Here is a 24,359-nt window from a genome sequence, read left to right on the forward strand (position 1 = left end):
GGAGCCCGCTTAGTTCCGTTAAGTTGTCAGCGTCCCATTCTTCCGGATTCCTCTTTTTGAGGGTATAAAGACCATTCTCCAAGTCTAAGAGTTCTTTCTCCACAATAGTAACGCTAGAGGGAAGGACTTCGAGCTTTCCCGTTTTATGGTCTCAACCAGCTGCTCGTAGAAGAGTAACTGGTTGTCCTCTTCAAAGCCTGCCTTTCTGAGGTCGTTGTCGTCCGTGTAGCCACAGATGAGAACCGTCCCAGCCCTCATCAGCTTTCTAAGGAACTTCATAAGTTCGGAGCTCAGGACGAACAGCCAACTGCTGGTGGGGACTCCAATCTGGAGGAGCATCATGTTCTCCTTTGGGTATGTCTCGACCTCGAACCAGCCAACAGTGCTCTGCTCAGTGGTTTTTTAATTCGTAGTGCAGTTGTATTTGAACTCGTGAGAGAGCTTTATCAAGCACTTCCTCCCAGAGCTTATCAAACACGCAAGTGTATAATACGTAGTCCCCATTACCATCCCTCCCGGAGGCTGGGAGGTTAATCTCCCATGCATTTGAGCCGGGAATAATCCCCTGAGGTGTGGGCGTTAAATATTTCTCTTACTATCTCCTGCCACCTGTTGCTCTGCACTCTCTTGGCATTCTCTAGCGGTAGTTTAACCGGTATTACTAAGTCCCACGCCATTTCCCAGGGTTCCATTAGGGACTCCTTAACGTCCTCCGGGTCATCGAAGTCCACAATCCCGAAGAACCAAATAACAGCATAGCCATCCAACCCTCCTACGAACAGGAACCCCCTCTCACTAGGGCGCCAGGGGATCGGAACCTCATACAAGCCCTCCCCCAGCCTTATGAATTCCTTCTTCACTACTGTGAGGGATGAGGGTAGGGTTTCAAGCTTTCCTGTTTTAATTGCCTCTGGAAGCCAGTTTATGAACAGATACGACATGTCGTGTTCGAAGCCGAGTCCCGTCAGTTCTACATCGTCTCGGTAACCGCATATTAGGAGGGGTTCCTCCTTCATGAACTGTTTTAAGAGCCTGATGACTTCCGAGCTGAGGACGAACCCCCACCTACTTCTTAGAACTGGATGAATTTCGAGGATTGTGTAGCCCTTGACGGTATAAATCCAGAAGTCTGCATTGATTATAACCCCCCATTCCGTAGTCCTCAGCGGTGGGTCAAAGAGCAGTTCGCCTGAGGTGATTAACTGAAAATCCTCTCCTAAAAGGCCCTTTTCCCTGAGGTAATCCATTCGAGGATCACCGAACTCCTCATCTCGAATCTCAACTTCAAACTCCTTTTTAAGGAAGTCTCCAACCTCTTCCGGCTTTCCATCAAACACGAAGTAAATGTAGTTATCAACACCCATGTCCTCACCTCCTTGCTGTAGTTTGGAGAAAAATAAAAACGTTAGTTGAAGTTTGACCCGAGATAAACCAAGCTTATATCAACGTTGTATTTTGAACTGATTTCCCTAAACTTCCAGAGGGTGTAAGTAGGTGGATATGACGGACCCTTTGCATAATAAATTTTTATTGTCCTTACCCCGTGGTTCTTGGCATATTTGGCCTGTTTTGCTATTTGTCCAAAATCTATCTCATCAAAGCTCCTCTTGCACTCGATGTAGACTGCTTTCCCGTTCTTTTCGACGATTATGTCAATCTCAGTTTTTCCGACTGAGGTTATCGCGTCCTTCTCTACCTCCCTTATCTTCCACCCGCTCCTCTTGAGGTGACTGACGACCTCTGCCTCATAAAGATGCCCACCTAACTTTTTTATTCTTCCTTCTTTATAATCTCTCAGCTCTGCATTGATTCTCTTAATTAGTTTGCTCCCTCCTTTTTTAACGCTTTTTGCGTCGCTGAGTATTCTTTCAAGCTTTTTAACGTCCCAGCTCCTGTCAATGATTAGTCTCCGGGCTTTTGCGCTGGTTATCCCCAGGCTTTGGATTCGCTTGAGGCTATTAACAACATCATCGAAGTTCTTACTCTTCTTTACGACGTATTTCTCCGCGATTTCCTTGATGTACTTCTCGCCGAGGGCGCTCTTTACCCACTTGGCACTGCTGGCACTTACATCGGTAATCTTTCTGACGACTTTGGTATGCCACCAGTCCTTTTTAACTACTACAATGGCATACTTTGTAATTTCATCTCCGTGCTTGGCCAGGACTTTGATGCCGAGTTTGAGACCATCTCCGGGGTCCGGGATTAAGAGCGAGACCGCATCATAAACCATTGCCGCTTCTGGAGAAACATATTTCTCAAGCGCCCAGCTGAGGAGCAAATCCAGCAGAATCATCCCGACAAAGATGAGCATTGGGCCTACTTGCGGCTGTACCTCGTCTCCGGGTTTTCCCTCTGGGTTGAATCCTGACGGAAGCTTCACTGTGCTGTTGGGGGGTGAATTGACGAGGCTCGCAGTGGCATTTGCTCCACTAACTGTCATTCCAAGGAAGAACACAATCAAGACGAAGGTAGCAAACCTACGCCAGCCCATGGAATCGCCGTATTAGACGCACGTTTATATATTTTAAACTTTTCTTCGTAATAACTGAATTATATCACTACGAACTTTGATAAGTAGTAATTGGAAGCAGAAAATATTCGATGGATTTTTAATCCAGCATGAAAATTGCCTCCAAAACCCTAAAAGCCAGAGAGCGTAGGGGGTGTTGGTGATACCATGAAGGCCCCTGAACTTGGGATAAAAATCGGCCGCTATGCCCGTGGAAAGAGGAACTCCATCGCTGACCTGGGGGTCAAGGTCGGCCACTCAACGATAATCGAGGGGGAGGACATCAGAACGGGGGTTACCGTTCTCCTGCCCCCGGTAAAAAACCCCTACAGGGAGAGGCTTTTTGCCTCGACTTTCGTCATGAACGGCTTCTCCAAGCCGATAGGCTTTACCCAAGTCGAGGAGCTGGGTTACATTGAGACGCCCGTGGCCCTGACCAGCACCCTAAGCGGTTACACCGTGGCGGATGCCCTTATAGACCTCTGGGCCGAGGGGAACCCGGAGGCAATATCTGTAAACCCGCTCGTCATGGAGTGCAACGACGGCTACCTGAACGACATCAAGAGACGCGCCGTGAGGAAGGGGCACGTCTTCGAGGCGGTTAAGGAGGCTTCGCTCGACTTCGAAGAGGGCTCCGTTGGCGCCGGCACAGGGATGAGTGCCTTCGAGTTCAAGGGAGGGATAGGCTCGTCATCGAGGGTTGTTGAAATCGGTGGCGAGGAATACACCGTTGCCGCCCTGGTTCTCAGCAATTTCGGCAAGAGGGAGGACTTAACCATTGCCGGGGTCCCAGTTGGTTACGAGCTGAGGGACTACCCGGGGCGGGGCCTTTCCCTCGGCGGGAGCATATCCATAGTGGTCGTGACTGATGCCCCGCTGACGTCCCGCCAATTAGGGAGGCTCGCAAAGAGGGCGGTTGTGGGCCTCGCCAGAACCGGCGGCTACGCGTACAACGGCAGCGGCGACATCGTTCTGGCATTCTCGACGGCACAGACGGTCCCACGGGGGAAGGAAGTGCACCCGATAGGCTTCCTCCCCGACGATGCCCTGAACAGGCTCTTCGTTGGGACGGCCGAGGCCACCGAGGAGGCGATAATCAACTCCCTCCTCCAGGCGAAGACGACGGAGGGAAGAAACGGACACGTGAGGTACGCCCTTCCGGTTGATAGGCTCGTGGAAATCATGGAGAGGTACGGGAGGATTGAGAAGGCCTAAACCCGTATCTCCTCGTATTTCTTCTTCATCAGGAGGGCATCGCCTTCGATGTTCGGGCTCTCGCTTATGACCACACCCCTGACCCTGAACTCCTTTAGAACCTTGAGGAGGTCTTCCCAGTTCATGTCGCTTTCCTGGAGGTTCAGGTGGTTCCTTTCGCCCTTCGATGTGTAGTTTATGCCGCTTATGTGGATATGCATGTTGTCCAGGGCTTCCCGGCCGAGCCTGTCCTCCATAAAGCCCAGCATTTCGCGCCACTCTTCGGCGGTGTTGAACTTCCCCATGTTCCTGGCGTGGCAGTGGGCGAAGTCTATCGTTGGCAGAACCATCTCAATCTCTTCGCTGAGCTTCACGAGCTCCCTCAGGTCTCCGAACTGGGTCGGCTTGCCCGTCAGCTCGGGTCTTACCCAGACCTCGATGCCCCGATCCTGAAGGTTCTTTACGATGTCCTTGATCTCCCCCCGTATTTTCTCGTAAACCCTGCCGGGGTCCTGCTTGAGGTAGTAGCCGGCGTGAAAGACGACGCTCCAGCCTCCGGCCTGATGGAGTCTCTCCGCACTCTGGATTATCCTCCTCTTGCTGGCCTCAACCTTGGCTTTCTCCGCGGCGTTGAGGTTTATGTAGTACGGCGCATGGGCGCTCAGCAGAATATCGTGCTTTCTGGCGACGTATTTTATTTTCTTCGCCAGCTCCGGCTTGAGGTTGACCCCCCGGACGAACTCAAGCTCCATGGCATCCAGGCCGAGGTTTCTAACGTGGACTATCCCGTCCAGCGTTGAGCGCTTTGGGGTTGAGATGGGTATTCCAGCCGTTCCGAAGCGCAGCCTGTCAACTTTAAACATGCTCACCACCCAAAAGAATTAGGGAAGCCTAATTCATAAACCTATCGCTCAACCTTCTGCCCGAGTATCTCCTCAAGTTTCGCGAGGCTTTCCTTCAGATCCTTTTCAAGGTGCTCCAGCTGGTGTCTGAGCTTTCGTATCTCTGCCTCCTTTTCCTTGATGAGGCGCTGAAGCTCCCATATCTCCTTCTTTTTGACCTCTCCCCGGGCTATGATTTCGTCCCTTTTCTTCTCAAGCTCTGAGAGCCTTTCTTTCTCCCGTCCGATAGCCTCGGACTTCTCCTTGAGGTTCTCTACCAGCCACTGGGCGGTTTTTTTGTACTTCCCCTCCAGCCTCGGGTATATCCTCTGGAGCAGGGAGATGAACTCGTCGGGTTTTCTGAGGGCCACCCCGCTGTCCTTTATGAGCTCATCGGCTATCGGCTCGTGGAGGCGCATCCTCTTTATGGGCTTCTGGAGCTTTGACGCCTTTGAGCGAACCTCCATCTCGGCACTCCGGAGCAATGAAGAAAGGCGCTTTATGTCCTCTTCGAGCTCCCGAAGCCCGTGTCTGCTGTAGAGTTCATCAAGTTCTTCTTCCTTGGCTTTTATTTTCCTTTCAAGCTCCAGCTTTTCCCGTTCAATTTGCTGTATGTGTCCCCGGGTTTCTTCCTCTTCCCGGAGGATTTCCTTCAGCCTGAGGTCTGGCAGGCCCTTTTTGCTCAGCTCGTTGTAGTAGCTCACGTAATCCTCGTTCAGCTCCTTCAGCAGTCGGTTTATGGCATAAACGTCCTTTTCGAATATTATCAGGAGGTACTTCCCGTGCCCCACGTGGAGCTTGGCCAAATCTGGAAGGCGTTTTCCGAGGTCGTCCATGTCATCTATACTGCTCAGCGCGTTTCTCAGCGCGGTGACGTAGTTCTTCTTTTCCGCCGTGACTATTTTTCTTATATTTTCGTCTACCTTTTTGGGGACCTCTTTTTTCTCCAGCGCATCTATTTTCTTCAGAACTTCCCGTATCTTCTTTTCCAGGCGTTTGCTGTACTTCTTCCTTATCTTCTCGACCTCTTTTTCGGCCCTCTTTCTCCTTTTCTCATACTCTTCAAGCGCTTGCCCCAGCTTCAACTCTCTCCCATCCCCTAACTTTTCCTCTCATGTAGATTCCAACCAGAATCGCCACGGCAACGTCGGCGATAGCTATGAGGAGCTTCGCAAAGACATCTATGTCGGATATCGTGAGTATGGCCATTGCGTACCTCGTAGTCAGGTCTATCGTTATCCACAGCGCGGGCATCAGGAGCAGGGCCGAGACGTAGTACCAGATGTGGTAGTCCTTCCGGAGGTAGGCCTGTATGGTTTTTCCCATTATCATCACGGATATCCCTATTATCAGCGGGGCGCCTATGGCGTTTATGTAGATGAGGGTCGCCAAGAGCGGCGTTCCGGGCCAGCCGCCTATTATCTCCTTTGCGTACTCCTCAAGCCGGAAGTAGGCGTTTATGGCGCCGCCGCTGATTATGAGGACGCCGGCAACCACCGAGATTATGAACACGAACTGCTTTGCGATGGTCTCCCTGAGGTTGAACCGGAAGCCCTTGGTGAAGAAGTATCCGCCTATGAGGAGGAGTATTGTCCCCGTTATCGTGGCGGAGACTATCTTGACGCTGTCCGGATACCAGACCCCTATCAGCCTTGCGATGCCGTAGAGCAGGAGTATCATCCCCGGAATCCCAAGGACTACCTTTGCGACCTCCGGGTCGCTGAGTATCTCCCTCAGGTAGCGGTAGATGATGTAGTACGTCGTTTCTATGCCTTCGCTCTGCTTAACAACGACGCGGTGGGAGCTTATTATGGGAACCTTTGAGGTTATTATTGGAAATATTTGCTCGTCCTCCGCCCCGTCGGTCACCGTGATCACGCCCTCGGCGGGGAACCTCTCAAGGACTGACTCAAGCTGTCTGGCCAGCTCCAGGTCGCTTTTTACCCCCACCTTTGGATGGCAGGTTATGAGGGCTACCTCAACCCCATCGAACTCCCCGCTCTCCCTCAGCTCGTCGTAGAGCTTAACCGCGGCGTAAACAACGTTAGCATCGCTGTCCTCGGGGTCGGCCAGACTGAGCTTTAGGGCTGCCTCAACGCATGCGTCTCTCCCTATGACGGGCCCCTCAACACCCGCCTTTTCTCCGAAGTCGTCATCGCGGTCTATAGCGAGAATCAGTGCCTTAATCTCAACCACCCCTGGCCTTTTCGAGGACTGATTTTACCTTGTCCTCCATACGAACCCGCCTGTCGCGCCTGTCATCGATTCTCACCGTAGTTGAAACCCTTTCCACCCCCAGTTTGAACATAAGCTCGTGGGCCTCTTCTATGATCTCGAAAGCCTCCCTTACGGTTGAAACCTCCATTATAGTTGCCATCGGTGTCAATTGGTATTTAACACCTTTCCTCTCTAAAAGCTTTACCACCTCGGCGACGTACCTGCTGAGACTCTTCTCGCCGAGGGGGACGATAACGAACTCAACTATCACCATCTTCGACACCCGACTTAACTTTTTTCGGCAATTTTTTAAGCTTTGCGGGAAAGATAAATAACAATAACTCCAACACACATGTCATGGGTGAGGCGAATGTACAAAATCCGGGATGAGTGGGGGGAGTTCCTCGTCAGGCTCGCGAGGAGGGCTGTGGAGGAGTACGTTAGAAACGGCAGGACGATAAAACCGCCCGGGGACACGCCTCCGGCGCTGTGGGAGAAGATGGGCGTTTTTGTGACCCTCAACCGGCGTCATGCTCCCCCGCAGATGGCACTCAGGGGATGCATTGGGTTTCCACTACCGATCTACCCGCTAGTTGAGGCCACGATAAAGGCGGCGATATACGCTGCCGTCGACGATCCCCGCTTCCCGCCCGTGAGGGAGAGCGAGCTTGATGACATTGTTGTGGAGGTCAGCGTCCTGACGCCACCAGAATTAATCGAGGGCCCGCCGGAGGAGAGGCCGAGGAAGATAAAGGTGGGCAGGGACGGTCTGATAATCGAGAAGGGAATCTATTCCGGCCTGCTTCTCCCTCAGGTGCCGATCGAGTGGGGCTGGGACGAGGAGGAGTTTATGGCCCAGACCTGCTGGAAGGCCGGCCTTCCGCCCGACTGCTGGCTCGATGAGGACACCAAGGTCTACCGCTTCACGGCGGAGGTCTTCGAGGAGGAAAAGCCCTGGGGGCCGGTGAAGAGGAAGCCGCTGTGATGATTTTGAAATTCTTTCGGATAATCACCAAAATTTCTTGAAAATATTTAAATAGTTATGGGACATATATCAAAATAAGGTGAGGTTGAAGTGGAAAAAAGACAAGTTCTGGTGACCCTGCCCCTCCTGTTGATTCTGGGCAGTTTTGTCTCTCTGGGATATGTTGGGGCCACCTACGGCACGGTCATTACGAGGGACGCGACCAGTGCGGCCAAGGCCATCCTAAACTCCAACTTTCAGAATTCACTGGTAGGTGCTGAGTTCAGGGGCGTTGAGGAGCAGATTCTGGTCGCCACGAAGCCGCTTCTCGGTTTTCCGATTGAGGGGGACTCCTATGTAGTCCTGAGCTCCGGCGATGCAAGGTACATCACCCAGGGAAGCGCGTATGACGTAGAAAACGTGGGCGGCCTCTCCATACAAGGGGGGCATCCGGTAACCGGGGAAGACATATACGACGTCGCCAGGCTTAAGATAACCCTCGAAGTGCCCTACGGCGCTAAGGAGCTGTCCTTCCGCTGGAGGATGGTCTCGGACGATTATTCCCCGTACAACGACTTTTTCTACGCTTACGTGGTCTTCCCGGATGGCACCAAAAAGGTCGCCGCCACGATACTCAACGGCACGATTCCCTACATAACCCCAATCGAGCCATACCTGACGTCAATCAACGGACAGGATGGCGTTGTACTGTGGAGAATGAGCTCCATATACGTGGCCAAGGTCGATGTCTCCCAGTACCAGGGCAAGAAGATAACCTTGGTTCTGGAGATCGGAGATGAGGGCGACAGCGTCGTTGACACGGCGGTTCTGATAGACGACCTCAAGTTCGATGTTCCACCTGCCTATTTCATCTACAACCGCATGATGGTCATAGCCCAGGTGTGGACACTGTACTTCTTCAGGCTTCACGACGACTTCGATGAGGTCTACGCCAACGCAAGCGCCGAGGGGGTGGACAACGAGACCCTGGTTCTGGCAAAGGAACTCCACGAGAACGCGACCTGGATGATGATGGAGGCATGGCATACGGACAACCTTGACGACATAAAGCTCCGCGTCTGGGGGGCGATACCAACGTACCCGAGGCTTCACTTGGTGAGGAAGGCATACGTCATGGAAAGGGATGCGGTTAACATGCTCCTGGATGCCATGAAAGAGCTTGGGGGCGGTTAATCCGCCCTCCTCATCTTTGCGATGAAGAAGCTGTTGCAGTCGTGTCTGTGCGTCCATGCGCGAAAGACCCTATCGCCGATTTCAAGGAAGCCCCTATCACCCCAGCCGAAGGGGTAGTCTACCAGTTCAAGCCCGACCCTCTCAACCGCGAAGAGCACGTTCTCCTCGTCCTCGTCAACTCTAATCGAGCAGGTCGAGTAGGTCATCTCGCCGCCCTCGCGGAGGTTCTCGTAGGCGTTGCGGAGCATGTTCCTCTGGACGCTGATTATCCTCTTTATCTTCTTCTCATCGAATCTCCACTTCACCTCGGGGAACTGGCGGTAGGTTCCGGAGCTTGAGCACGGGGCGTCGAGGATGATTTTGTCGAACTTCTCCTTATCTTTGAAGCTCTGGCCATCGGCGTGGACGAGCTTGACGTTTTTGATGCCTAAAAGCTTCATCTTCTCCTTCATCCGCATGAGCCTGTCGTAGGAGTAGTCCACCGCAACTATCCCGCCCCTGTTCTCCATCAGCGCTGCCGCGTGGAAGGTCTTCGAACCCGGGGCGGCCGCCAGGTCGAGGAGTCTCTCGCCGGGTTCTGGGGCAAGTACGTGGGCGACGTAGGCACTTGCCAAATCCTGGATCACGAACATCCCCCTCTTGTACCAGTCGAGCCTCGTAACGGGGGTTTTGTACTCCAGAATCTTCAGAACGTCGGGGACGGGAGTCAGGGCGGTTCTCACGCCCTTCTCCTCAAGGTAGTCGCGGAGGGAATCCACGTCCGTCTTGAGTGTGTTCACCCGAACGTAGTACCTCTGCGGCCTGTTGTTGCTGAGGAGGAGCCTTACCGCCTCGTCGTAGCCGAGGAGGTCAATGGCATACTCCACGTACCAGCGCGGGTGGGAGAAGCGAACGGAGAGCCACTCGATTCTGTCCCTCTCCTTCAACTTCTTTAAGGCTTTATCCACGTCGAACTTCTCTATCGAGTGCATGAGGGCGTTGACGAACTTGGCTTTTGAGAAGTCGAACTTCTCCTTAACAACGCGGATTATAGAGTCAGTGGCCACGGCTGGAGGAACATTGCGAAAGTGTATTTCAAAGGTCCCTATCCTCAGGAGGTTTGCCAGATAGGGGTCTAGCTCTTCGATCTTTGAGCCTTTGAGCACGGAATTTATTATGAAGTCTATCTTCGCCCGCCACTTCTCTATCTCGAAGACGTAGGCGTGGGCCAGTCCGCGCGCCTTCTCGCGGTCTCTTCCGGCGACCCGCCTGAAGACCCTCTCAAGGGCGTGCTTTGAAGAGAGCTCGCGCTCCTCAACCAGGCTCAACGCGTCTGCCACCACTTCCTGAAAGCTCACGCGGTAAAACAGCTCCATGGGAGGGCCTTTGAGGGGGACCTTAAAAAGGTGGCGGTGAGTGCATGAGCATGCAACTCTTTTACTCTCGCTTCTTTTGGTTAGTTCTCATTGTGAAACTAAACTCGGAAAAAATTTATCCTCGAAAAAAAAAGAAAGAAAAATTACTAATGATAAACAGAAACGTTTATAAGAAAAAATGGTTCTATTTGTAATGAAAGATTGGATTGGAGGTGAACAACATGAACTCTAAACCGAGCTCGTTGTTGGTTATACTACTATTGGTGCTTATAGTTAGCTCTATCTCTACAACTGTCCCGGTAGTTGCAGCATATACCCACATAGATGATGGCAATGGTCAGATACATACATTTTCTTATGGGCCTGTGAGCACTAGAGCGGCGATGATTATATCGGTTGATGGAGAAGATCCTAACTTTGGTGCCCAAATTGGTAATGTCTTTGAGCTGTCTGTGAGTATCACACCATCAATAGAAAAAAATAATTGTTACCCGGGATCGGCTTGTTTTGTGCCACGTAACCAGAAAATAGTACTCCAAAACACCTGGTACAGTCCTTCGGACGTGGAATTTGTGGTTCTGTGGGTCGGAGACAATAGTGGTGATGGCTTGGGACCTTATAGGGATTTGGTTGTTTTGGCAACAAATTGGCTTAAGACACTTTTGGACAGGTTTATTCCCTATGCTTCACAGATACTAGACAGTATCGAATTACTGACAACACGCCAATACGAACCTAACTCATATTATGGCAAGAACAGTATCACCATATATCCCGGAAATTCAAATAGTGCAGGTGTGATTCTGTGGGTTAGGGCGCTTAATTATCAGGATTACTTGAGACAGCATCCTTCCCAGAGTATCTTTAAATACAAAATTACAGCAGCTGCCAGCAGTGATATTTATTATAGGTACTCGTATTCATGGACATTTGGAACTCCTTCAAAACCTAGTGTGGATATGAACAAGATCTATCCTCAACTGGTAGAAACTAAGTATGTTGGAAGTGTATATACCTCTACTACCTTTGAAATAACCTTCAGGAGAAATCTTTGAAAAATGCTCGGAGTGTGTGCCAATGAAGAAAGTCTATTTGCTTGCTTTTTTTCTGATTTTTCTCCTAATCACAGGCATATATTACTCTCGTTCAATTTCAATGAACACTAGACCCATTCCGGATCTCAGAGGGGATGTTGCTGTTTATGGGAGATGTGAGGATACAACCGAATTAGCCCCCAAATTAAACCTTTGGACTGGATATTCTAATAATTCTGCTCTGATCAGTCCTTTTGATTATTGGTACCAGCAACTTGCCGCAAATGTAAGTGCTCAAATTGTTAATGTAACTCCTGAGATGTATCTGTCTCTCGTTAGAACAAATTCCGAGGAATACCGGAATATAAAGTTGAAAATGAGGTCCTACGTGAAAACACTTAGGGATCTTGAGTTTAAAGTCTCTGATCCGAACTCCTATGCCCTCCTTGCATGGCTTGAGTTCCTTGTGGGAGACGGCACGCTCGAGTTGCCTAATATCAATGAAAACACTACTAATGTTACCTTGGAAAGATATATCTGGGCCAAGATCGCTCCCCGGTACTACAATAACTATGTATTTCCATATCTCGATTCCAAAATAGCCGAACTTGAAAACTCCGGTTCCGATGGCATAGGGCTTGGTGTAAAAGTGAAAGTCTACCTCAACCAAAGTGTTCCCCGACTGGACTCCAATTTAAGCCGTCTTGAGGAAAGGGTCTGGTGGGCTAAGAAAGGACGAATTGCGCTTCAGTATTCCATTTCAGAATATAAGCGGGGCTATTATGCACTGGCCCTGCTGGACTATTCGTATGCTCTCTCTTACTATCAGGTTTCTCAAAGTTTGCCTAATGAGAAATACGTGGTAAATTCCAGTGCTGTTGACGCCATAATCTCGGAGACTTTCAAAAAACTGCATCAAGAAGGTGTCTTTTGGCTTGATCCAGTGTTTATTGCGCGGTTACTTCCAGAGCTCAAACAGTTCCAATCGCTTTGCACTGAAATCGATGCAGATTCGCAGCAATATGAGAAGTACAAACTTTATTTGATGGCACTGGAGTTGAAAACAGAGACTTTGGGGTTTTTGATATGGCATGATATCCTTCATGAAATAACTGTCCAATCTTAGCTCTTTGGAAATTAATCACGGTGGTCATCATGTTCCCCGGGAGGGATTTGTCCTGCATCAATATGGAGGGACTTGAATGGCAGATCCTAACTGGAAGATACGATTTAATTTGATAAGGAGCATACCCGCTTCTTTTATTCTTTCGTTTATCTTTGGAACTGTTGGAAACGACGCTAAGACTGTGGAATCTGCTCTGGGTTTCGTGTTCCTGTTCGGGATTTTCTGGTTCCTTTATACTGCATCCAGGATTGATAAACTGAACAAGAGAAAAGAGTGTCTTCCCATTAGGGATTCTTGAAATATAAAATAACCATACATAGTTGATATTATACGGCGAGCATCATAAATGTATGCCTAAATGGGAACTATTTGCTGCTCACTTTGCTGGCCATCGTCTATTCTGTAACCTCCTCAAAGCTCAAGGCAGATATGAACTACCCATATGAATGGGCTTCCTCCGAGAGAATTAGACAAGCGAAGGAAAAGTTGTAAAACCGCACAGATCAAAATTGTCTTGCTCTCCTCTCTTCCCAATGCACATCGATGGCGAAGTTTATTAGTTCTCACTTCCATAATTTACTCGGTGTCCCTCATGATCCTCGATACTGACTACATCACCGAAGATGGAAAGCCCGTCATCAGAATCTTCAAGAAGGAGAACGGCGAGTTCAAGATAGAGTACGACCGGAATTTTGAGCCTTACATCTACGCACTCCTTAGGGACGATTCTGCCATAGAGGAAGTTAAGAAAATAGCCGTCGAAAGACACGGCAAAGTCGTCAGGGTGAAGCGCGCCGAGAAGGTGAAGAAGAAGTTTCTCGGCAGGCCGATAGAGGTCTGGAAGCTCTACTTCACCCACCCCCAGGACGTGCCTGCCATTCGAGACGAGATAAGGAGGCATCCGGCGGTTGTGGACATTTACGAGTACGACATACCCTTCGCCAAGCGCTACCTCATAGACAAAAACCTTGTCCCGATGGAGGGTGACGAGGAGCTCAAGATGCTCGCCTTTGACATCGAGACGCTCTACCATGAGGGCGAGGGGTTCGCCGAGGGGCCGATCCTCATGATGAGCTACGCCGACGAGGGCGAGGCGCGCGTTATAACCTGGAAGAAGATCGACCTTCCCTACGTCGACGTCGTCTCCACCGAGAAGGAGATGATAAAGCGCTTCCTCAAGGTCGTAAAGGAAAAGGACCCGGACGTTCTGATAACCTACAACGGGGACAACTTCGACTTCGCCTACCTCAAGAAGCGCTGCGAGAGGCTCGGTATAAAGTTCACTCTGGGCAGGGACGGGAGTGAGCCTAAGATACAGAGAATGGGAGACCGCTTCGCCGTCGAGGTGAAGGGGAGGATACACTTCGACCTCTATCCGGTCATAAGGCGCACGATAAACCTTCCAACCTACACCCTTGAGGCGGTTTACGAGGCCGTCTTTGGGAAGCCGAAGGAGAAGGTCTACGCCGAAGAGATAGCGCAGGCGTGGGAGAGCGGGGAGGGTCTTGAGAGGGTTGCCCGCTACTCGATGGAGGACGCGAAGGTCACCTTTGAACTCGGCAGGGAGTTCTTCCCGATGGAGGCCCAGCTCTCCAGGCTGGTCGGCCAGAGCTTCTGGGACGTCTCGCGCTCGAGCACAGGCAACCTCGTGGAGTGGTTCCTCCTTCGAAAGGCCTATGAGAGAAACGAATTGGCTCCAAACAAGCCCTCTGGAAGGGAGTATGAAGAGAGACGCGGGGGCTACGCGGGCGGCTACGTCAAGGAGCCGGAAAGGGGCCTCTGGGAGAACATAGTTTATTTAGATTTTAGGTGCCACCCAGCTGATACAAAGGTGGTAGTCAAGGGAAGGGGCATAATCAACATAAGCGAAGTACGGGAAGGGGACTGCGTTCTTGGTATAGACGGCTGGCAGATGGTCAAGAAGGTCTGGGAATACGACTACGAGGGAGAACTCATTAATATAAACGGTTTGAGGTGTACCCCCAACCACAAGCTACCCGTAGTTGGAAAGAACGAGAGACAGACCAGAATAAGAGACAGCCTCGCCAAGTCGTTCCTCACTAAGAAGGTTGGGGGCAGGCTCATAACCACACCACTCTTTGAGAGAATTGGAAGGATTGCGGAGGAGAACATACCCGAAGAGGAAGTGCTCAAGGGTGAACTCGCTGGGATAATCCTCGCTGAAGGCACACTCCTCAGGAAAGATCTAGAGTACTTTGACTCGTCGAGGGGCAAGAGGAGGATATCGCATCAGTATAGAGTCGAGATAACCGTCGGGGAACACGAAGAGGAATTCAAAAGGAGGATAATCTACATCTTCGAGAGGCTCTTCGGCGTAACCCCAAGGATCTCCAAGAAAAAAGGCGCCAACGCGGTAACCCTCAAGGTTGCCAAGAAAGAGGTCTATCTCAGGGTCAAGGAACTCATGGAAAACGTTGAGAGCCTCAACGCTCCCTCAGTGCTGAGGGGGTTCTTTGAGGGCGACGGAACGGTTAACAGGGTTCGTAGGACGGTAGTTGTAAGCCAGGGCACCAACAACAAGTGGAAAATCGAACTTATCTCAAGGCTCCTGGAAAAGCTCGGAATTCCCCACAGCAGGTACACTTATGAGTACACCGAAAGGGGAAAGAAGCTGACGAGATACATCATTGAAATCACGGGCAGGGACGGTCTCATACTGTTCCAAACGCTGGTGGGGTTTATAAGTACGGAAAAGAACCAAGCCCTCAGAGAGGCGATTAGGGGCAGGGAGATGAACCGCCTCGAAGACAACGCCTTCTACAGCCTCTCCGAATTTAAAGCAACTAAAGAGTACTACAGGGGTAAAGTCTACGACCTGACTCTAGAGGGAACGCCCTACTACTTCGCAAACGGAATATTAACCCACAACTCGCTATATCCCTCTATAATCATCACCCACAACGTTTCCCCCGATACGCTCAACAGGGAGGGCTGCAGGGAGTACGATACCGCCCCCCAGGTCGGGCACAAGTTTTGCAAAGACTTCCCCGGCTTCATCCCGAGCCTCCTTGGAGACCTACTGGAGGAGAGGCAGAAGGTAAAGAGGAAGATGAAGGCGACAATTGATCCAATCGAGAAGAAGCTCCTGGATTACAGGCAGCGCGCCATCAAGATCCTCGCCAACAGCATCCTACCCGACGAATGGCTCCCAATCCTCGAAAATGGAAAGGTCTGCTTCGTCAGGGTTGGGGAGTTCATAGACAGAAGGATGGAGGAAAACGCTGAAAGAGTGCACAGGGATGGGGAGACGGAAGTCCTTGAGATCAGCGGTCTTGAAGTCCCTTCCTTCAGCAGGGAAACCAAGAAGGTCGAGCTTAAGAGGGTAAAGGCCCTGATCCGGCACCGCTATTCGGGCAGGGCTTACAACATCAAACTAAGGTCTGGGAGGAGAATAAAGATAACCTCGGGCCACAGCCTCTTCTCGGTGAGAAACGGGGAGCTCGTTGAGGTTAATGGAGATGAACTCAGGCCCGGAGACCTGATTGCGGTTCCTCGGAGGGTGGAGCTTCCAGAGAAAAAGCACGTGCTGAACCTCGTTGAACTGCTCTTGAGATTGCCTGAAGAGGAAACGTCAGACATTGTCATGACGATTCCCGTCAAAGAACGGAAGAACTTCTTTAAAGGAATGCTTAGAACCCTGCGCTGGATTTTTGGGGAAGAGAAAAGGCCAAGAACAGCGAGGCGTTACCTCGAGCACCTTGAGGACCTTGGCTACGTCCGGCTTAGGAAGATAGGCTATGAAGTCCTCGACTGGGAATCCCTTAGGAAATACAGAAGGCTCTACGAGGTGCTTGTGGAGAACGTCAGATACAACGGCAATAAGAGGGAGTACCTCGTTGAATTCAACTCCATCCGGGACGTAGTAAGCCTAATGCCCTCGGAAGAGCTTAAGGAGTGGAAGATTGGCACGCTGAACGGCTTCAGGATGAGCCCGCTCATTGAAGTTGACGAATCGTTAGCAAAGCTCCTGGGCTACTACGTAAGCGAGGGCCATGCAAGAAAGCAAAGGAACTTCAAAAACGGCTGGAGCTACAGTGTGAAGCTCTACAACGAAGACCTTGAAGTACTGGACGATATGGAGAGACTGGCCAGTAGGTTTTTTGGGAATGCAAGACGGGCTAGGAACTACGTTGAAATATCGAGGAAGATGGGCTACCTGCTCTTTGAGGGCCTCTGTGGTGTTCTGGCGGAGAACAAGAGGATCCCCGAGTTCATCTTCACGTCTCCGAAAGAAATTAAGCTGGCTTTCCTTGAGGGATACTTCATCGGTGATGGCGACGTCCACCCGAGCAAAAGGCTCAGGCTCTCCACGAAGAGCGAGCTTTTGGCCAATCAGCTCGTCCTCCTCCTGAACTCGGTGGGAGTTTCAGCCGTAAAGCTCGGGCACGACAGCGGCGTTTACAGGATTTACATAAACGAGGAGCTCCCGTTCGTAAAGCTTGACAAGAAAAAGAACGCCTACTATTCGCACGTGATCCCCAAGGAAGTCCTGAGCGAGGTCTTTGGAAAGGTCTTCCAGAAGAACGTCAGCCCGCAGACCTTCAGAAAGATGGTGGAAGAAGGAAAGCTCGATCCCGAAAAGGCCCAAAAGCTCTCCTGGCTCATTGAGGGTGACGTAGTGCTTGACCACGTTGAGTCCGTTGAGGTGGAGGAATACAGCGGCCACGTCTACGACCTCAGTGTCGAGGACAACGAGAACTTCCTCGTTGGCTTTGGATTTGTCTATGCGCACAACAGCTATTACGGCTACTACGGCTACGCAAAGGCTCGCTGGTACTGCAGGGAGTGCGCAGAGAGTGTCACAGCCTGGGGCAGGGAGTACATAGAAACGACCATAAGGGAAATAGAAAGTAAATTCGGGTTTAAAGTGCTTTACGCAGACAGCGTTACTGGCGAAACCGAAATTATAATCAGGAGAAACGGAAAGGTTGAGTTCGTCCCGATTGAGAAACTCTTTCAGCGTGTTGATCACAAGGTTGGGGAGAAAGAGTACTGCATTCTTGAGGGCATTGAGGCGCTAACGCTGGACAACAGGGGACGGCTCGTCTGGAAGAGGGTTCCCTACGTCATGAGACACAGGACAAACAAGAGAATTTACCGCATCTGGTTCACTAACTCGTGGTATCTCGACGTTACGGAGGATCACTCCTTGATAGGATACCTTAACACCAGCAAGGTAAAGCCGGGAAAGCCCCTAAAGGAACGCCTTCGCGAGGTGAAGCCGAAAGATATTGGAAAGGAAGTTAAGTCCCTCATTACACCCAATCAGCCGATTGCCAAGAGCATTAAGCCCAGTCAAACTTCTGTTAAACTGTGGGAACTCATTGGGCTGTTGGTTGGCGACGGTAACTGGGGTGGGCGGTCAAACTGGGCCAAATACTATGTTGGTCTCCCCCTTGGGCTAGACAAGAAGGAGATTGAGGACAAAATCCTCAAACCCCTCAAAAATGCCGGAATAATCTCCAATTACTACAACAAAAGCGAGAAGGGAGATGTTTCAATACTCTCAAAGTGGCTCGCAGGGTTCATGGTCAAACACTTTAAAGACGAGAACGGGAGCAAAAGAATCCCTGACTTCATGTTCAACCTTCCGAAGGAGTATATAGAGGCATTTCTACGCGGATTGTTCTCTGCTGATGGAACGGTAAGTCTTCGCAGAGGAATTCCGGAGGTTAGACTAACAAGTGTTAATCCCGAACTCAGTAGTTCGGTCAGAAAGTTGTTGTGGCTCGTTGGTGTCTCCAATTCGATGTTCACCGAGACCAAGCCAAACAGATACCTCGGAAAGGAAAGCAGAACTCATTCGATTCACGTCAGGATAAAGAATAAACACCGCTTTGCCCAGAGGATAGGCTTTGTTCTGGACAGGAAAGCCTCGAAGCTCTCCGAAAACTTGGGCGGTTACACAAACAAGAAGAGGGCCTATAATTATGGCTTTGACTTGGTGTATCCCAAGAGGATAGAGGAAATACCCTACGACGGGTACGTCTACGACATCGAGGTAGATGGAACACACAGATTCTTCGCGAACGGAATACTCGTTCACAACACGGATGGCTTCTTTGCGACAATCCCCGGTGCTGACGCTGAGACCGTCAAAAAGAAGGCCAGAGAGTTTTTAAAATACATCAACTCCAAACTGCCCGGTTTGCTGGAGCTTGAATACGAGGGTTTCTACGTTAGGGGTTTCTTCGTCACGAAGAAGAAGTATGCACTCATAGACGAGGAGGGCAAGATAATAACGCGCGGGCTTGAGATTGTGAGGCGCGACTGGAGCGAGATAGCGAAGGAAACGCAGGCGAGGGTTCTTGAGGCAATTCTCAAGCACGGTGACGTTGAGGAGGCTGTCAGAATAGTGAAGGAAGTAACGGAAAAGCTCAGCAAGTACGAGGTTCCACCCGAGAAGCTTGTGATCCACGAGCAGATAACGCGGGACTTGAAGGACTACAAAGCCATCGGACCGCACGTGGCCGTCGCGAAAAGACTGGCATCGAGGGGAATCAAGATCCGGCCGGGAACGGTGATAAGCTACATCGTGCTCAAGGGCAGCGGAAGGATAGGCGACAGGGCGATTCCCTTCGACGAGTTCGACCCGACGAGGCACCGCTATGACGCCGAATACTACATCGAAAACCAGGTTCTGCCCGCTGTGGAGAGGATTCTAAAAGCTTTTGGCTACAAGAAGGAGGACTTACGCTACCAGAAGACGAGGCAGGTCGGGCTTGGGGCATGGCTGAAGCCGAAGGGGAAGAAATAATCCGAAATCCTTTTATCCCAGCAATACAAAACGTATTTCGAGGTGTATTGCATGGCGGTCATAACCATAAGGGTTCCCGACGAGTTGAAAGTCAAGATGAAGGAACTCGACATAAACTGGAGCGAGGAGATAAGGGAGTTCATACGGAAGAAGATAGACGAGGAGGAACGGAGGAAAAAGATAAAGGAGGCTATGGAGATACTCAAGCGAATTCCAGTCTCGGTTGAAACGGGCTTCGCAGCAAAATCCGTGAGGGATGACCGTGATAGTCGTTGACGCGTCCGTCCTCGTTAAAGTTCTCCTCAAGGAACCCGGCTGGGAAGAAATAGAGCTCGGGGCTGACACGGCAACGCTGGACTACGCGCTCGTTGAGGGGATGAACGCCATATGGAAGGCCGTCAAAAGGGGCAGGGCAACGGAGGAGAGTGCCAAAAGCCTTGTAACTGTTCTGAGGCTCCTCGGAGAGGGGATGCTGTTATTCCGGGCTGAGAACTTCTTCGGTAGGGGCCTCGAAATAGCCCTGAAGGAGGGCATCACGATTTACGACGCCCTCTACATAGCCCTCGCCGAAGCCCTCAACGCGGAACTTCACACTGCGGACGAGGGGCAGTACTATGCGGCCAAGAATTATGTAAAAGCGAAGCTCATTACCTAATTACCTGTATGCTCTCTCCCGGCGTTCGACTTTGAATATCACGACTCTGTTGTTTTCGTCGTCAACTTCGTAGAGGATCCTGAACTGTCCGACCCGTATCCTGTAAGTGTGCTCCTCTCCGCGGATCTTTTTGTAAGGGTAAGAAAAGGGGTTTCCCGAGAGGGCAACGATGATTTCTTTAAGTTTTCTTCTGTGGGCATCCTGGAGGTTTCTAACCTGCTTGGCGGCCTTCTTTGTGAAGACGACTTCGTACATCAGTCTTCACCGAAGAGCTCCTCGAACTTCACGAAATCGCCTCTCCTGACCTCTTCTCTCATCTGTCTAATCTCTTCGCGCTCTCTTTTCGTCAGGCTCTCATATCCGAGAAAGTTATCCACTTTTGAGTTAAGCGCTATGAGCAGCTTTTCTATTCTCTCCAGCCTTTCAATGACCTCACTCAAACTCCTCACCGTGTTTATATTTGGTGCATTAACTTAAATATTCTTTCCTTTTGTCAGTTCCAGAACCTCCAGAATACCCTCAACACTCGGCACCTCAAAGCCCCGCTCGTGGATTTTTCTGACCTTCTCTGCCTCGGGGTTTATCCAGGCCGCCCACATTCCAGCTCTCAACGCCCCTTCAAAGTCCTCGGCGTATGTGTCGCCTATGTGGATCGCTTCTTCCGGCTCGACGTTAAATGTTTTCAGCGGCTTCTCAAACATCTCGGGCAGTGGCTTGTACGCCAGAATCTCGTCGGCGAAGAAGGTTTTGTCGATGTGATCCATCAGGCCAAACCTCTCCAGCAGAAGGCGCGTGTAAGAGCCGGGCCAGAACATCACGTTGCCCGTGACGGTGACCTTAAGGCCCCTCTTTTTAACGCCCCTGAGGGCCTCCTCAGCTCCGGGAAGTACTATCTCGTCCCCGACCTTCAGGACGGCCCTGGCAGCCGCCCTCCTGACCAGCTCCACGTCAATCTCAAACAGCCCCGCCAGGAGTTCCTGGCTCTCCTCAAGAGCTCTGGCGGGGTCGCCTTCACCCTCAGCTCTCATTCGCTTTATCCTGCCCCGTGCCAGCATCATCCCCTCGACGACGTCTATCAGGCACGTCCCCATGAGCTTGGAGAGCTCAACCGCCATGGCGTCGAGCATGATGTTTATGTCCAGGAGGGTGTTCCAGACGTCGAATGAAGCGAGCTTCATCTCCACCACCGGGTTGGGTTGGGGATGGGGGATTAAAAACTCAACGCCTCCTTTCCCCTTCCCTTCCGGCCAGGTAGAAGAGCCCCCCCATCAGGCGGGCCTCCCTGAGGACAGCCTTCAGGTTCCTGAACCGGGAGCGCATGACGAAGAGCTCGTAGAATCCCTCAAGGTTGCCCCAGTGGCCGTAGGCCGACAAAGCGAGGTACATGACCTCCTTGGGCTTGAGTTTCCTCCCGAGGCTCTCGTTGAGGGCCCTGAGACCGGGCTTTATCCTCTCAAGCAGTCCCTCCCTCGCTATGAGGTGGAGCATGAGGTCTTCAACCGTTGGCTTCTTCCACTCTATCGTATCGTCCTCGAAGGGGAGGCCTATTACCAGCGGTATTACCTCGGTTTCTCCAACTTTGTAGCCGAGGCGTGTTTTTTCGTGTTTGAATCCTGAGAGCTTCCCGGTTATCGAGGCGAGAGCGCTCTCCCTGTCCTCGTCGATGTCGATGGCGACTCCGATTTTCCCAACCCTGAAGTCGAAGACCTCCATCGCCCTCAGAAAGTTTCCGAGGTTCCTTATCACCCCGGAGTTGCCCTCGCTCGGGATGACCGCGAGGTAGTAGTCATCCTCCTCCCTCTTGAGCAGGTCGAAGTTGTCCCTCTCAAAGACGCGCTCGATGAACCTCAGGCTGTGCGGTGCCTCCCGGCTCTCCTTGAACTCGAAGAGCTTCTTGAAGGCCGCTTTGAAGAACTTGGCGTCGGTTTTGCCCTCAACGAAGAGGACGCTGGTCTCACCCCCTCTCCCGGAGAAGCCGCCGCGGACGTCGAAGTCGAGGTATTTCCTCAGCTCGTAGACCTCCTTGAGCGTGAGGCTCTTCCCGGTGTCGGAGTACACGAGAACGTTCTCCTCGCCCCGCCTGAACTTCCAGGCGATTAAATCGACAAGCTCAAGGCTCGCCGTGACCACGGTTTCCTCCCCGGTCAGTGAATCAACGAAGTCGATGAGTTCACCGCGGTTCTTCCGGTATTCGGGAAAGAGCAGGGATTTTTCGTCTGCAAACGCTTCCCACCTTTTTCCTGTCACTAGCCTCATTTACTTCACCATGTCAACGGTTATCGCACCTATCACAGCGAAGGTGCTTATAAGTATGGTAGCGTTGAGGTACTGTCCGGCCGTGAAGTCGGCCAGGCTGTTTATCCCGTAGAGGTATATCAGTCCGGCTGAGATGAAGTACGCTATCCCCGTGACCGTCAGGAGCCTCTTGGGGACGTGAAACAGCTCCTCTCTCTTGAGGTTCCCTATCCGGGATTTGGCGATGAACAGGTAGGCGACTCCTAGGGTCATCAGGAACACCAGAAGGGAGCGTTCAACCGAGATGTCCTTGGCGATCTCCCACAGCTCCGCCGTGAAGAGAAACGGAAGGGCAAAGGTGACCGCGCCTATGATTTCCTGGGCGATGTCGTCCCACCCAAGCTGGTCTGGAGCTTTCCGTTCCTCGTTCTCTTTTTTCAGCTGTTGGATGCTGGAGTAGAGCTCCTCAAGCTGTTTCTCCATTTTGGTTTGCCTTTCGTTTTCAATCCGGCGCTCAGGTTCGGGGTTCATCATCCGGTCAGCATTGGATTCACTCATCATCGCAGAATTAACTTCCGGGGAAAGGTTATAAAGGTTGAGATGCACTTTAAATCGGTGATAAACGATGAAAAGGGCTTTGGTTCTGTTTATGGGCCTGATAGTTCTGGGCCTGCTCCTTACGCCGATCAACGCAGCGATTGCGGGGATCAATTCTTCCAACACAGTGATAGTTCTGCCCACCACCAAGATAGTCAACGGAGTGCCGCTTCACATAGGTGAGGACGCTATAACAGGTTCGAGACTCGGTGCTTTTCTTGTTCTCAAGGGCGTTTCCCAGGGAACGTATACAAAGACCGTTTCTGTGCCGGTTGAGTACCACAGCGTGCTCATCCCCGATGAAAACCAGACCTACAAGCTCAACTCCCGCGACATGCCTGACGTCGGTGTTAACGTTAGCGACGAGCCCGTTGGGCACGGCATAGTCATCCAGGTCAACTTCTCGCGCGTCGATTTTAACTCCACCAAAAAAGCCGCCGAGTTCACCGACAGGAGCGTGGAGATAGTATTCAACGAGAACACGACCCCCCTCGACATCGGCGGTGACTACAGGGTCATCTCAACGACGGTCGACGGGAAGGACACGATGTACTTCTACGCCTACACGGAGGTTGACTCCACCTCAAGCTCCCTCGGTGAGAGCATATCCGTCGGGAGCTGGGGCATAAAGTTCGTGGATATAAACATAAACCAGGAGGAGATGCTCGTTGACCTCACGTATCCGAGCGGCATGATAAAACAGAAGACCATGGAGAAGGGAAGCTACTACATAATGTACGTTGATGCTGATGGGAACGAGGATTTTGAGATCTTCAGCACATACCCATCTGCAAGGATCAACGAACTCCTTGAGAGGGGCGTTAGAGAGCTGTTCCTCTTTGCCCCCACCGACTTCTTCGTTGGCGTCGGCGGAACCCTCATGGTCACCTACAACTACGGGTACTACGAGAAGGTCAAGCAGTACCAGGACGGCGACGTTTACAGCGGCCAGTGGGTCTGGGACATAGACCCGAACAACAACCTCTACATCCTCTACCTTCACGTCAACGAGAGCCTGGCCGATTTCAAGAGGGTCTTCATAGGCGAGGGCTCTGCCCTTAAGCTGCCCACGAACTGGGGCCTTGAGATAGTTCCAGTCTTCACAAAGAACAACGAGGGTGAGGTAGTCGGGGTTGAGGGCTACCGCTTCGTCCGTGTTGTCTCGGTGACCAAGAAGGTCTCCATAACCGCACCTAAGATTGAGGCTACGGACGACGTTTACAAGTTCATCATCGAGGACACCCAGCTCAAGGGCTTCCCGGCCGACAAGAACGTCATAATAGTCGGGGGATGGGTGAGCAACAAGGCCTGGGCATTGCTGGAGCAGGCCTACGGAAAGAACACCATAGATGCTATCAAGGCCGAAATAGGCCAGAAGGGCTACGTGATAAAGGAGCTCAAGAACCCGAAAAACCAGAACTACAAGGTCATAATCCTCGCGGGAAAGACCTACGCCGAGACAAGGCTCGCCGTGGAGAAGTTCATGGAAGAAATGTGAAATCTTATTTTATCCCGTTTTTCCAATTTTACTCTTGCTCATTTGAGCGAGGAAAGAGCCGCATTTTTGATTTAAACGCTGAGTAATTCCCGAAATTTTTAATAAACTTTTCGGTTGGG

General features: G+C 51.4%; 23 protein-coding genes. 10 read left to right on the forward strand and 13 right to left on the reverse strand.

What is annotated here, in order from left to right; genetic code table 11:
* Window positions 1–84: 84 nt before the first annotated feature.
* From ACZ5M3_RS09090 to ACZ5M3_RS09100, 3 genes are all read right to left on the reverse strand, one after another.
* On the reverse strand, window positions 85–339 hold the full coding sequence (locus ACZ5M3_RS09090; RefSeq protein WP_464839316.1) for a hypothetical protein: 255 nt from the start codon (window positions 337–339) through the stop codon (window positions 85–87).
* 191 nt (window positions 340–530) lie between these two features.
* Complete coding sequence (locus ACZ5M3_RS09095; protein ID WP_464839317.1) at window positions 531–1,364, reverse strand: hypothetical protein; 834 nt, start codon at window positions 1,362–1,364, stop codon at window positions 531–533.
* 41 nt (window positions 1,365–1,405) lie between these two features.
* Window positions 1,406–2,494 carry a hypothetical protein gene (locus tag ACZ5M3_RS09100; RefSeq protein WP_464839318.1) on the reverse strand — a complete coding sequence of 363 codons (1,089 nt, stop codon included), beginning with the start codon at window positions 2,492–2,494 and terminating at the stop codon, window positions 1,406–1,408.
* 186 nt (window positions 2,495–2,680) lie between these two features.
* Between ACZ5M3_RS09100 and ACZ5M3_RS09105 the strand changes: the two genes are divergently transcribed.
* Complete coding sequence (locus ACZ5M3_RS09105) at window positions 2,681–3,727, forward strand: DmpA family aminopeptidase (RefSeq protein ID WP_464839319.1); 1,047 nt, start codon at window positions 2,681–2,683, stop codon at window positions 3,725–3,727.
* Here the strand turns inward: ACZ5M3_RS09105 and ACZ5M3_RS09110 are convergent.
* The 4 genes from ACZ5M3_RS09110 to ACZ5M3_RS09125 are packed head-to-tail and all read right to left on the reverse strand — an operon-like array spanning window position 3,724 to window position 7,078.
* Window positions 3,724–4,569 carry a deoxyribonuclease IV gene (locus tag ACZ5M3_RS09110; RefSeq protein WP_464840865.1) on the reverse strand — a complete coding sequence of 282 codons (846 nt, stop codon included), beginning with the start codon at window positions 4,567–4,569 and terminating at the stop codon, window positions 3,724–3,726. The genes ACZ5M3_RS09105 and ACZ5M3_RS09110 overlap by 4 nt on opposite strands.
* Before the next feature lie 41 nt (window positions 4,570–4,610).
* Window positions 4,611–5,672, reverse strand: a complete 1,062-nt coding sequence (locus tag ACZ5M3_RS09115; protein WP_464839320.1) for a hypothetical protein — start codon at window positions 5,670–5,672, stop codon at window positions 4,611–4,613.
* Complete coding sequence (locus ACZ5M3_RS09120) at window positions 5,650–6,783, reverse strand: DUF373 family protein (protein ID WP_464839321.1); 1,134 nt, start codon at window positions 6,781–6,783, stop codon at window positions 5,650–5,652. Before ACZ5M3_RS09120 ends, ACZ5M3_RS09115 begins: the two co-directional genes overlap by 23 nt.
* A complete protein-coding gene (locus ACZ5M3_RS09125; protein ID WP_464840867.1) occupies window positions 6,776–7,078 on the reverse strand; it encodes an MTH1187 family thiamine-binding protein in 303 nt (100 codons plus the stop codon). The genes ACZ5M3_RS09120 and ACZ5M3_RS09125 overlap by 8 nt, the downstream gene beginning before the upstream one ends.
* A 96-nt stretch (window positions 7,079–7,174) precedes the next feature.
* Between ACZ5M3_RS09125 and ACZ5M3_RS09130 the strand changes: the two genes are divergently transcribed.
* Entirely contained in the window at window positions 7,175–7,789 is a 615-nt protein-coding gene (locus ACZ5M3_RS09130) for a TIGR00296 family protein (protein WP_464839322.1), read from the forward strand.
* A 90-nt stretch (window positions 7,790–7,879) separates the two neighbouring features.
* Window positions 7,880–8,962: a choice-of-anchor L domain-containing protein gene (locus tag ACZ5M3_RS09135; protein ID WP_464839323.1), complete on the forward strand. Its 1,083-nt coding sequence runs from the start codon at window positions 7,880–7,882 to the stop codon at window positions 8,960–8,962.
* On the opposite strand, the gene ACZ5M3_RS09140 is transcribed toward ACZ5M3_RS09135, so the two are convergent.
* The gene (locus tag ACZ5M3_RS09140; RefSeq protein ID WP_464839324.1) at window positions 8,959–10,317 is read right to left on the reverse strand and encodes an RsmB/NOP family class I SAM-dependent RNA methyltransferase; all 1,359 of its coding nucleotides are present in this window, start codon (window positions 10,315–10,317) and stop codon (window positions 8,959–8,961) included. The genes ACZ5M3_RS09135 and ACZ5M3_RS09140 overlap by 4 nt on opposite strands.
* A gap of 221 nt (window positions 10,318–10,538) precedes the next feature.
* Between ACZ5M3_RS09140 and ACZ5M3_RS09145 the strand changes: the two genes are divergently transcribed.
* The 6 genes from ACZ5M3_RS09145 (at window position 10,539) to ACZ5M3_RS09170 (ending at window position 19,910) form a co-directional block, all read left to right on the forward strand.
* Window positions 10,539–11,372 carry a hypothetical protein gene (locus ACZ5M3_RS09145; protein WP_464839325.1) on the forward strand — a complete coding sequence of 278 codons (834 nt, stop codon included), beginning with the start codon at window positions 10,539–10,541 and terminating at the stop codon, window positions 11,370–11,372.
* A 22-nt stretch (window positions 11,373–11,394) separates the two neighbouring features.
* Window positions 11,395–12,477: a hypothetical protein gene (locus ACZ5M3_RS09150; RefSeq protein ID WP_464839326.1), complete on the forward strand. Its 1,083-nt coding sequence runs from the start codon at window positions 11,395–11,397 to the stop codon at window positions 12,475–12,477.
* 76 nt (window positions 12,478–12,553) lie between these two features.
* Window positions 12,554–12,775 carry a hypothetical protein gene (locus ACZ5M3_RS09155; RefSeq protein ID WP_464839327.1) on the forward strand — a complete coding sequence of 74 codons (222 nt, stop codon included), beginning with the start codon at window positions 12,554–12,556 and terminating at the stop codon, window positions 12,773–12,775.
* 294 nt (window positions 12,776–13,069) lie between these two features.
* The gene (locus ACZ5M3_RS09160; protein WP_464840869.1) at window positions 13,070–19,255 is read left to right on the forward strand and encodes a DNA polymerase domain-containing protein; all 6,186 of its coding nucleotides are present in this window, start codon (window positions 13,070–13,072) and stop codon (window positions 19,253–19,255) included.
* Between the two features lie 51 nt (window positions 19,256–19,306).
* Complete coding sequence (vapB, locus tag ACZ5M3_RS09165) at window positions 19,307–19,531, forward strand: type II toxin-antitoxin system VapB family antitoxin (RefSeq protein ID WP_464839328.1); 225 nt, start codon at window positions 19,307–19,309, stop codon at window positions 19,529–19,531.
* Window positions 19,518–19,910, forward strand: a complete 393-nt coding sequence (locus ACZ5M3_RS09170) for a type II toxin-antitoxin system VapC family toxin (protein WP_464839329.1) — start codon at window positions 19,518–19,520, stop codon at window positions 19,908–19,910. The genes vapB and ACZ5M3_RS09170 overlap by 14 nt, the downstream gene beginning before the upstream one ends.
* On the opposite strand, the gene ACZ5M3_RS09175 is transcribed toward ACZ5M3_RS09170, so the two are convergent.
* From ACZ5M3_RS09175 to ACZ5M3_RS09195, 5 genes are read right to left on the reverse strand one after another with little or no spacing between them, the layout of a single operon-like run.
* Window positions 19,911–20,165 (reverse strand): type II toxin-antitoxin system RelE family toxin, encoded by a 255-nt coding sequence (locus tag ACZ5M3_RS09175; RefSeq protein WP_464839330.1) that lies wholly within the window; start codon window positions 20,163–20,165, stop codon window positions 19,911–19,913.
* Window positions 20,165–20,359 carry a hypothetical protein gene (locus ACZ5M3_RS09180; RefSeq protein ID WP_464839331.1) on the reverse strand — a complete coding sequence of 65 codons (195 nt, stop codon included), beginning with the start codon at window positions 20,357–20,359 and terminating at the stop codon, window positions 20,165–20,167. The genes ACZ5M3_RS09175 and ACZ5M3_RS09180 overlap by 1 nt, the downstream gene beginning before the upstream one ends.
* A 24-nt stretch (window positions 20,360–20,383) precedes the next feature.
* The gene (locus ACZ5M3_RS09185) at window positions 20,384–21,088 is read right to left on the reverse strand and encodes an HAD family hydrolase (RefSeq protein WP_464840870.1); all 705 of its coding nucleotides are present in this window, start codon (window positions 21,086–21,088) and stop codon (window positions 20,384–20,386) included.
* 40 nt (window positions 21,089–21,128) lie between these two features.
* Window positions 21,129–22,166 (reverse strand): DUF3226 domain-containing protein, encoded by a 1,038-nt coding sequence (locus ACZ5M3_RS09190; RefSeq protein ID WP_464839332.1) that lies wholly within the window; start codon window positions 22,164–22,166, stop codon window positions 21,129–21,131.
* On the reverse strand, window positions 22,167–22,703 hold the full coding sequence (locus ACZ5M3_RS09195; RefSeq protein WP_464840872.1) for a DUF2391 family protein: 537 nt from the start codon (window positions 22,701–22,703) through the stop codon (window positions 22,167–22,169).
* A gap of 67 nt (window positions 22,704–22,770) precedes the next feature.
* Between ACZ5M3_RS09195 and ACZ5M3_RS09200 the strand changes: the two genes are divergently transcribed.
* The gene (locus ACZ5M3_RS09200) at window positions 22,771–24,240 is read left to right on the forward strand and encodes an S-layer protein (protein WP_464839333.1); all 1,470 of its coding nucleotides are present in this window, start codon (window positions 22,771–22,773) and stop codon (window positions 24,238–24,240) included.
* Window positions 24,241–24,359: the final 119 nt, after the last annotated feature.

This window comes from Thermococcus coalescens, assembly GCF_055392585.1.

Excerpts from the sequence above, each read along its gene's own strand:
- ACZ5M3_RS09090 (WP_464839316.1), bottom strand. The coding sequence starts at position 339 with ATGCTCCTCCAGATTGGAGTCCCCACCAGCAGTTGGCTGTTCGTCCTG.
- ACZ5M3_RS09095 (WP_464839317.1), bottom strand. The coding sequence starts at position 1,364 with ATGGGTGTTGATAACTACATTTACTTCGTGTTTGATGGAAAGCCGGAA.
- ACZ5M3_RS09100 (WP_464839318.1), bottom strand. The coding sequence starts at position 2,494 with ATGGGCTGGCGTAGGTTTGCTACCTTCGTCTTGATTGTGTTCTTCCTT.
- ACZ5M3_RS09105 (WP_464839319.1), top strand. The coding sequence starts at position 2,681 with ATGAAGGCCCCTGAACTTGGGATAAAAATCGGCCGCTATGCCCGTGGA.
- ACZ5M3_RS09110 (WP_464840865.1), bottom strand. The coding sequence starts at position 4,569 with ATGTTTAAAGTTGACAGGCTGCGCTTCGGAACGGCTGGAATACCCATC.
- ACZ5M3_RS09125 (WP_464840867.1), bottom strand. The coding sequence starts at position 7,078 with ATGGTGATAGTTGAGTTCGTTATCGTCCCCCTCGGCGAGAAGAGTCTC.
- ACZ5M3_RS09130 (WP_464839322.1), top strand. The coding sequence starts at position 7,175 with ATGTACAAAATCCGGGATGAGTGGGGGGAGTTCCTCGTCAGGCTCGCG.
- ACZ5M3_RS09140 (WP_464839324.1), bottom strand. The coding sequence starts at position 10,317 with ATGGAGCTGTTTTACCGCGTGAGCTTTCAGGAAGTGGTGGCAGACGCG.
- ACZ5M3_RS09145 (WP_464839325.1), top strand. The coding sequence starts at position 10,539 with ATGAACTCTAAACCGAGCTCGTTGTTGGTTATACTACTATTGGTGCTT.
- ACZ5M3_RS09150 (WP_464839326.1), top strand. The coding sequence starts at position 11,395 with ATGAAGAAAGTCTATTTGCTTGCTTTTTTTCTGATTTTTCTCCTAATC.
- ACZ5M3_RS09155 (WP_464839327.1), top strand. The coding sequence starts at position 12,554 with ATGGCAGATCCTAACTGGAAGATACGATTTAATTTGATAAGGAGCATA.
- ACZ5M3_RS09160 (WP_464840869.1), top strand. The coding sequence starts at position 13,070 with ATGATCCTCGATACTGACTACATCACCGAAGATGGAAAGCCCGTCATC.
- vapB (WP_464839328.1), top strand. The coding sequence starts at position 19,307 with ATGGCGGTCATAACCATAAGGGTTCCCGACGAGTTGAAAGTCAAGATG.
- ACZ5M3_RS09175 (WP_464839330.1), bottom strand. The coding sequence starts at position 20,165 with ATGTACGAAGTCGTCTTCACAAAGAAGGCCGCCAAGCAGGTTAGAAAC.
- ACZ5M3_RS09185 (WP_464840870.1), bottom strand. The coding sequence starts at position 21,088 with ATGAAGCTCGCTTCATTCGACGTCTGGAACACCCTCCTGGACATAAAC.
- ACZ5M3_RS09190 (WP_464839332.1), bottom strand. The coding sequence starts at position 22,166 with ATGAGGCTAGTGACAGGAAAAAGGTGGGAAGCGTTTGCAGACGAAAAA.
- ACZ5M3_RS09195 (WP_464840872.1), bottom strand. The coding sequence starts at position 22,703 with ATGAGTGAATCCAATGCTGACCGGATGATGAACCCCGAACCTGAGCGC.
- ACZ5M3_RS09200 (WP_464839333.1), top strand. The coding sequence starts at position 22,771 with ATGAAAAGGGCTTTGGTTCTGTTTATGGGCCTGATAGTTCTGGGCCTG.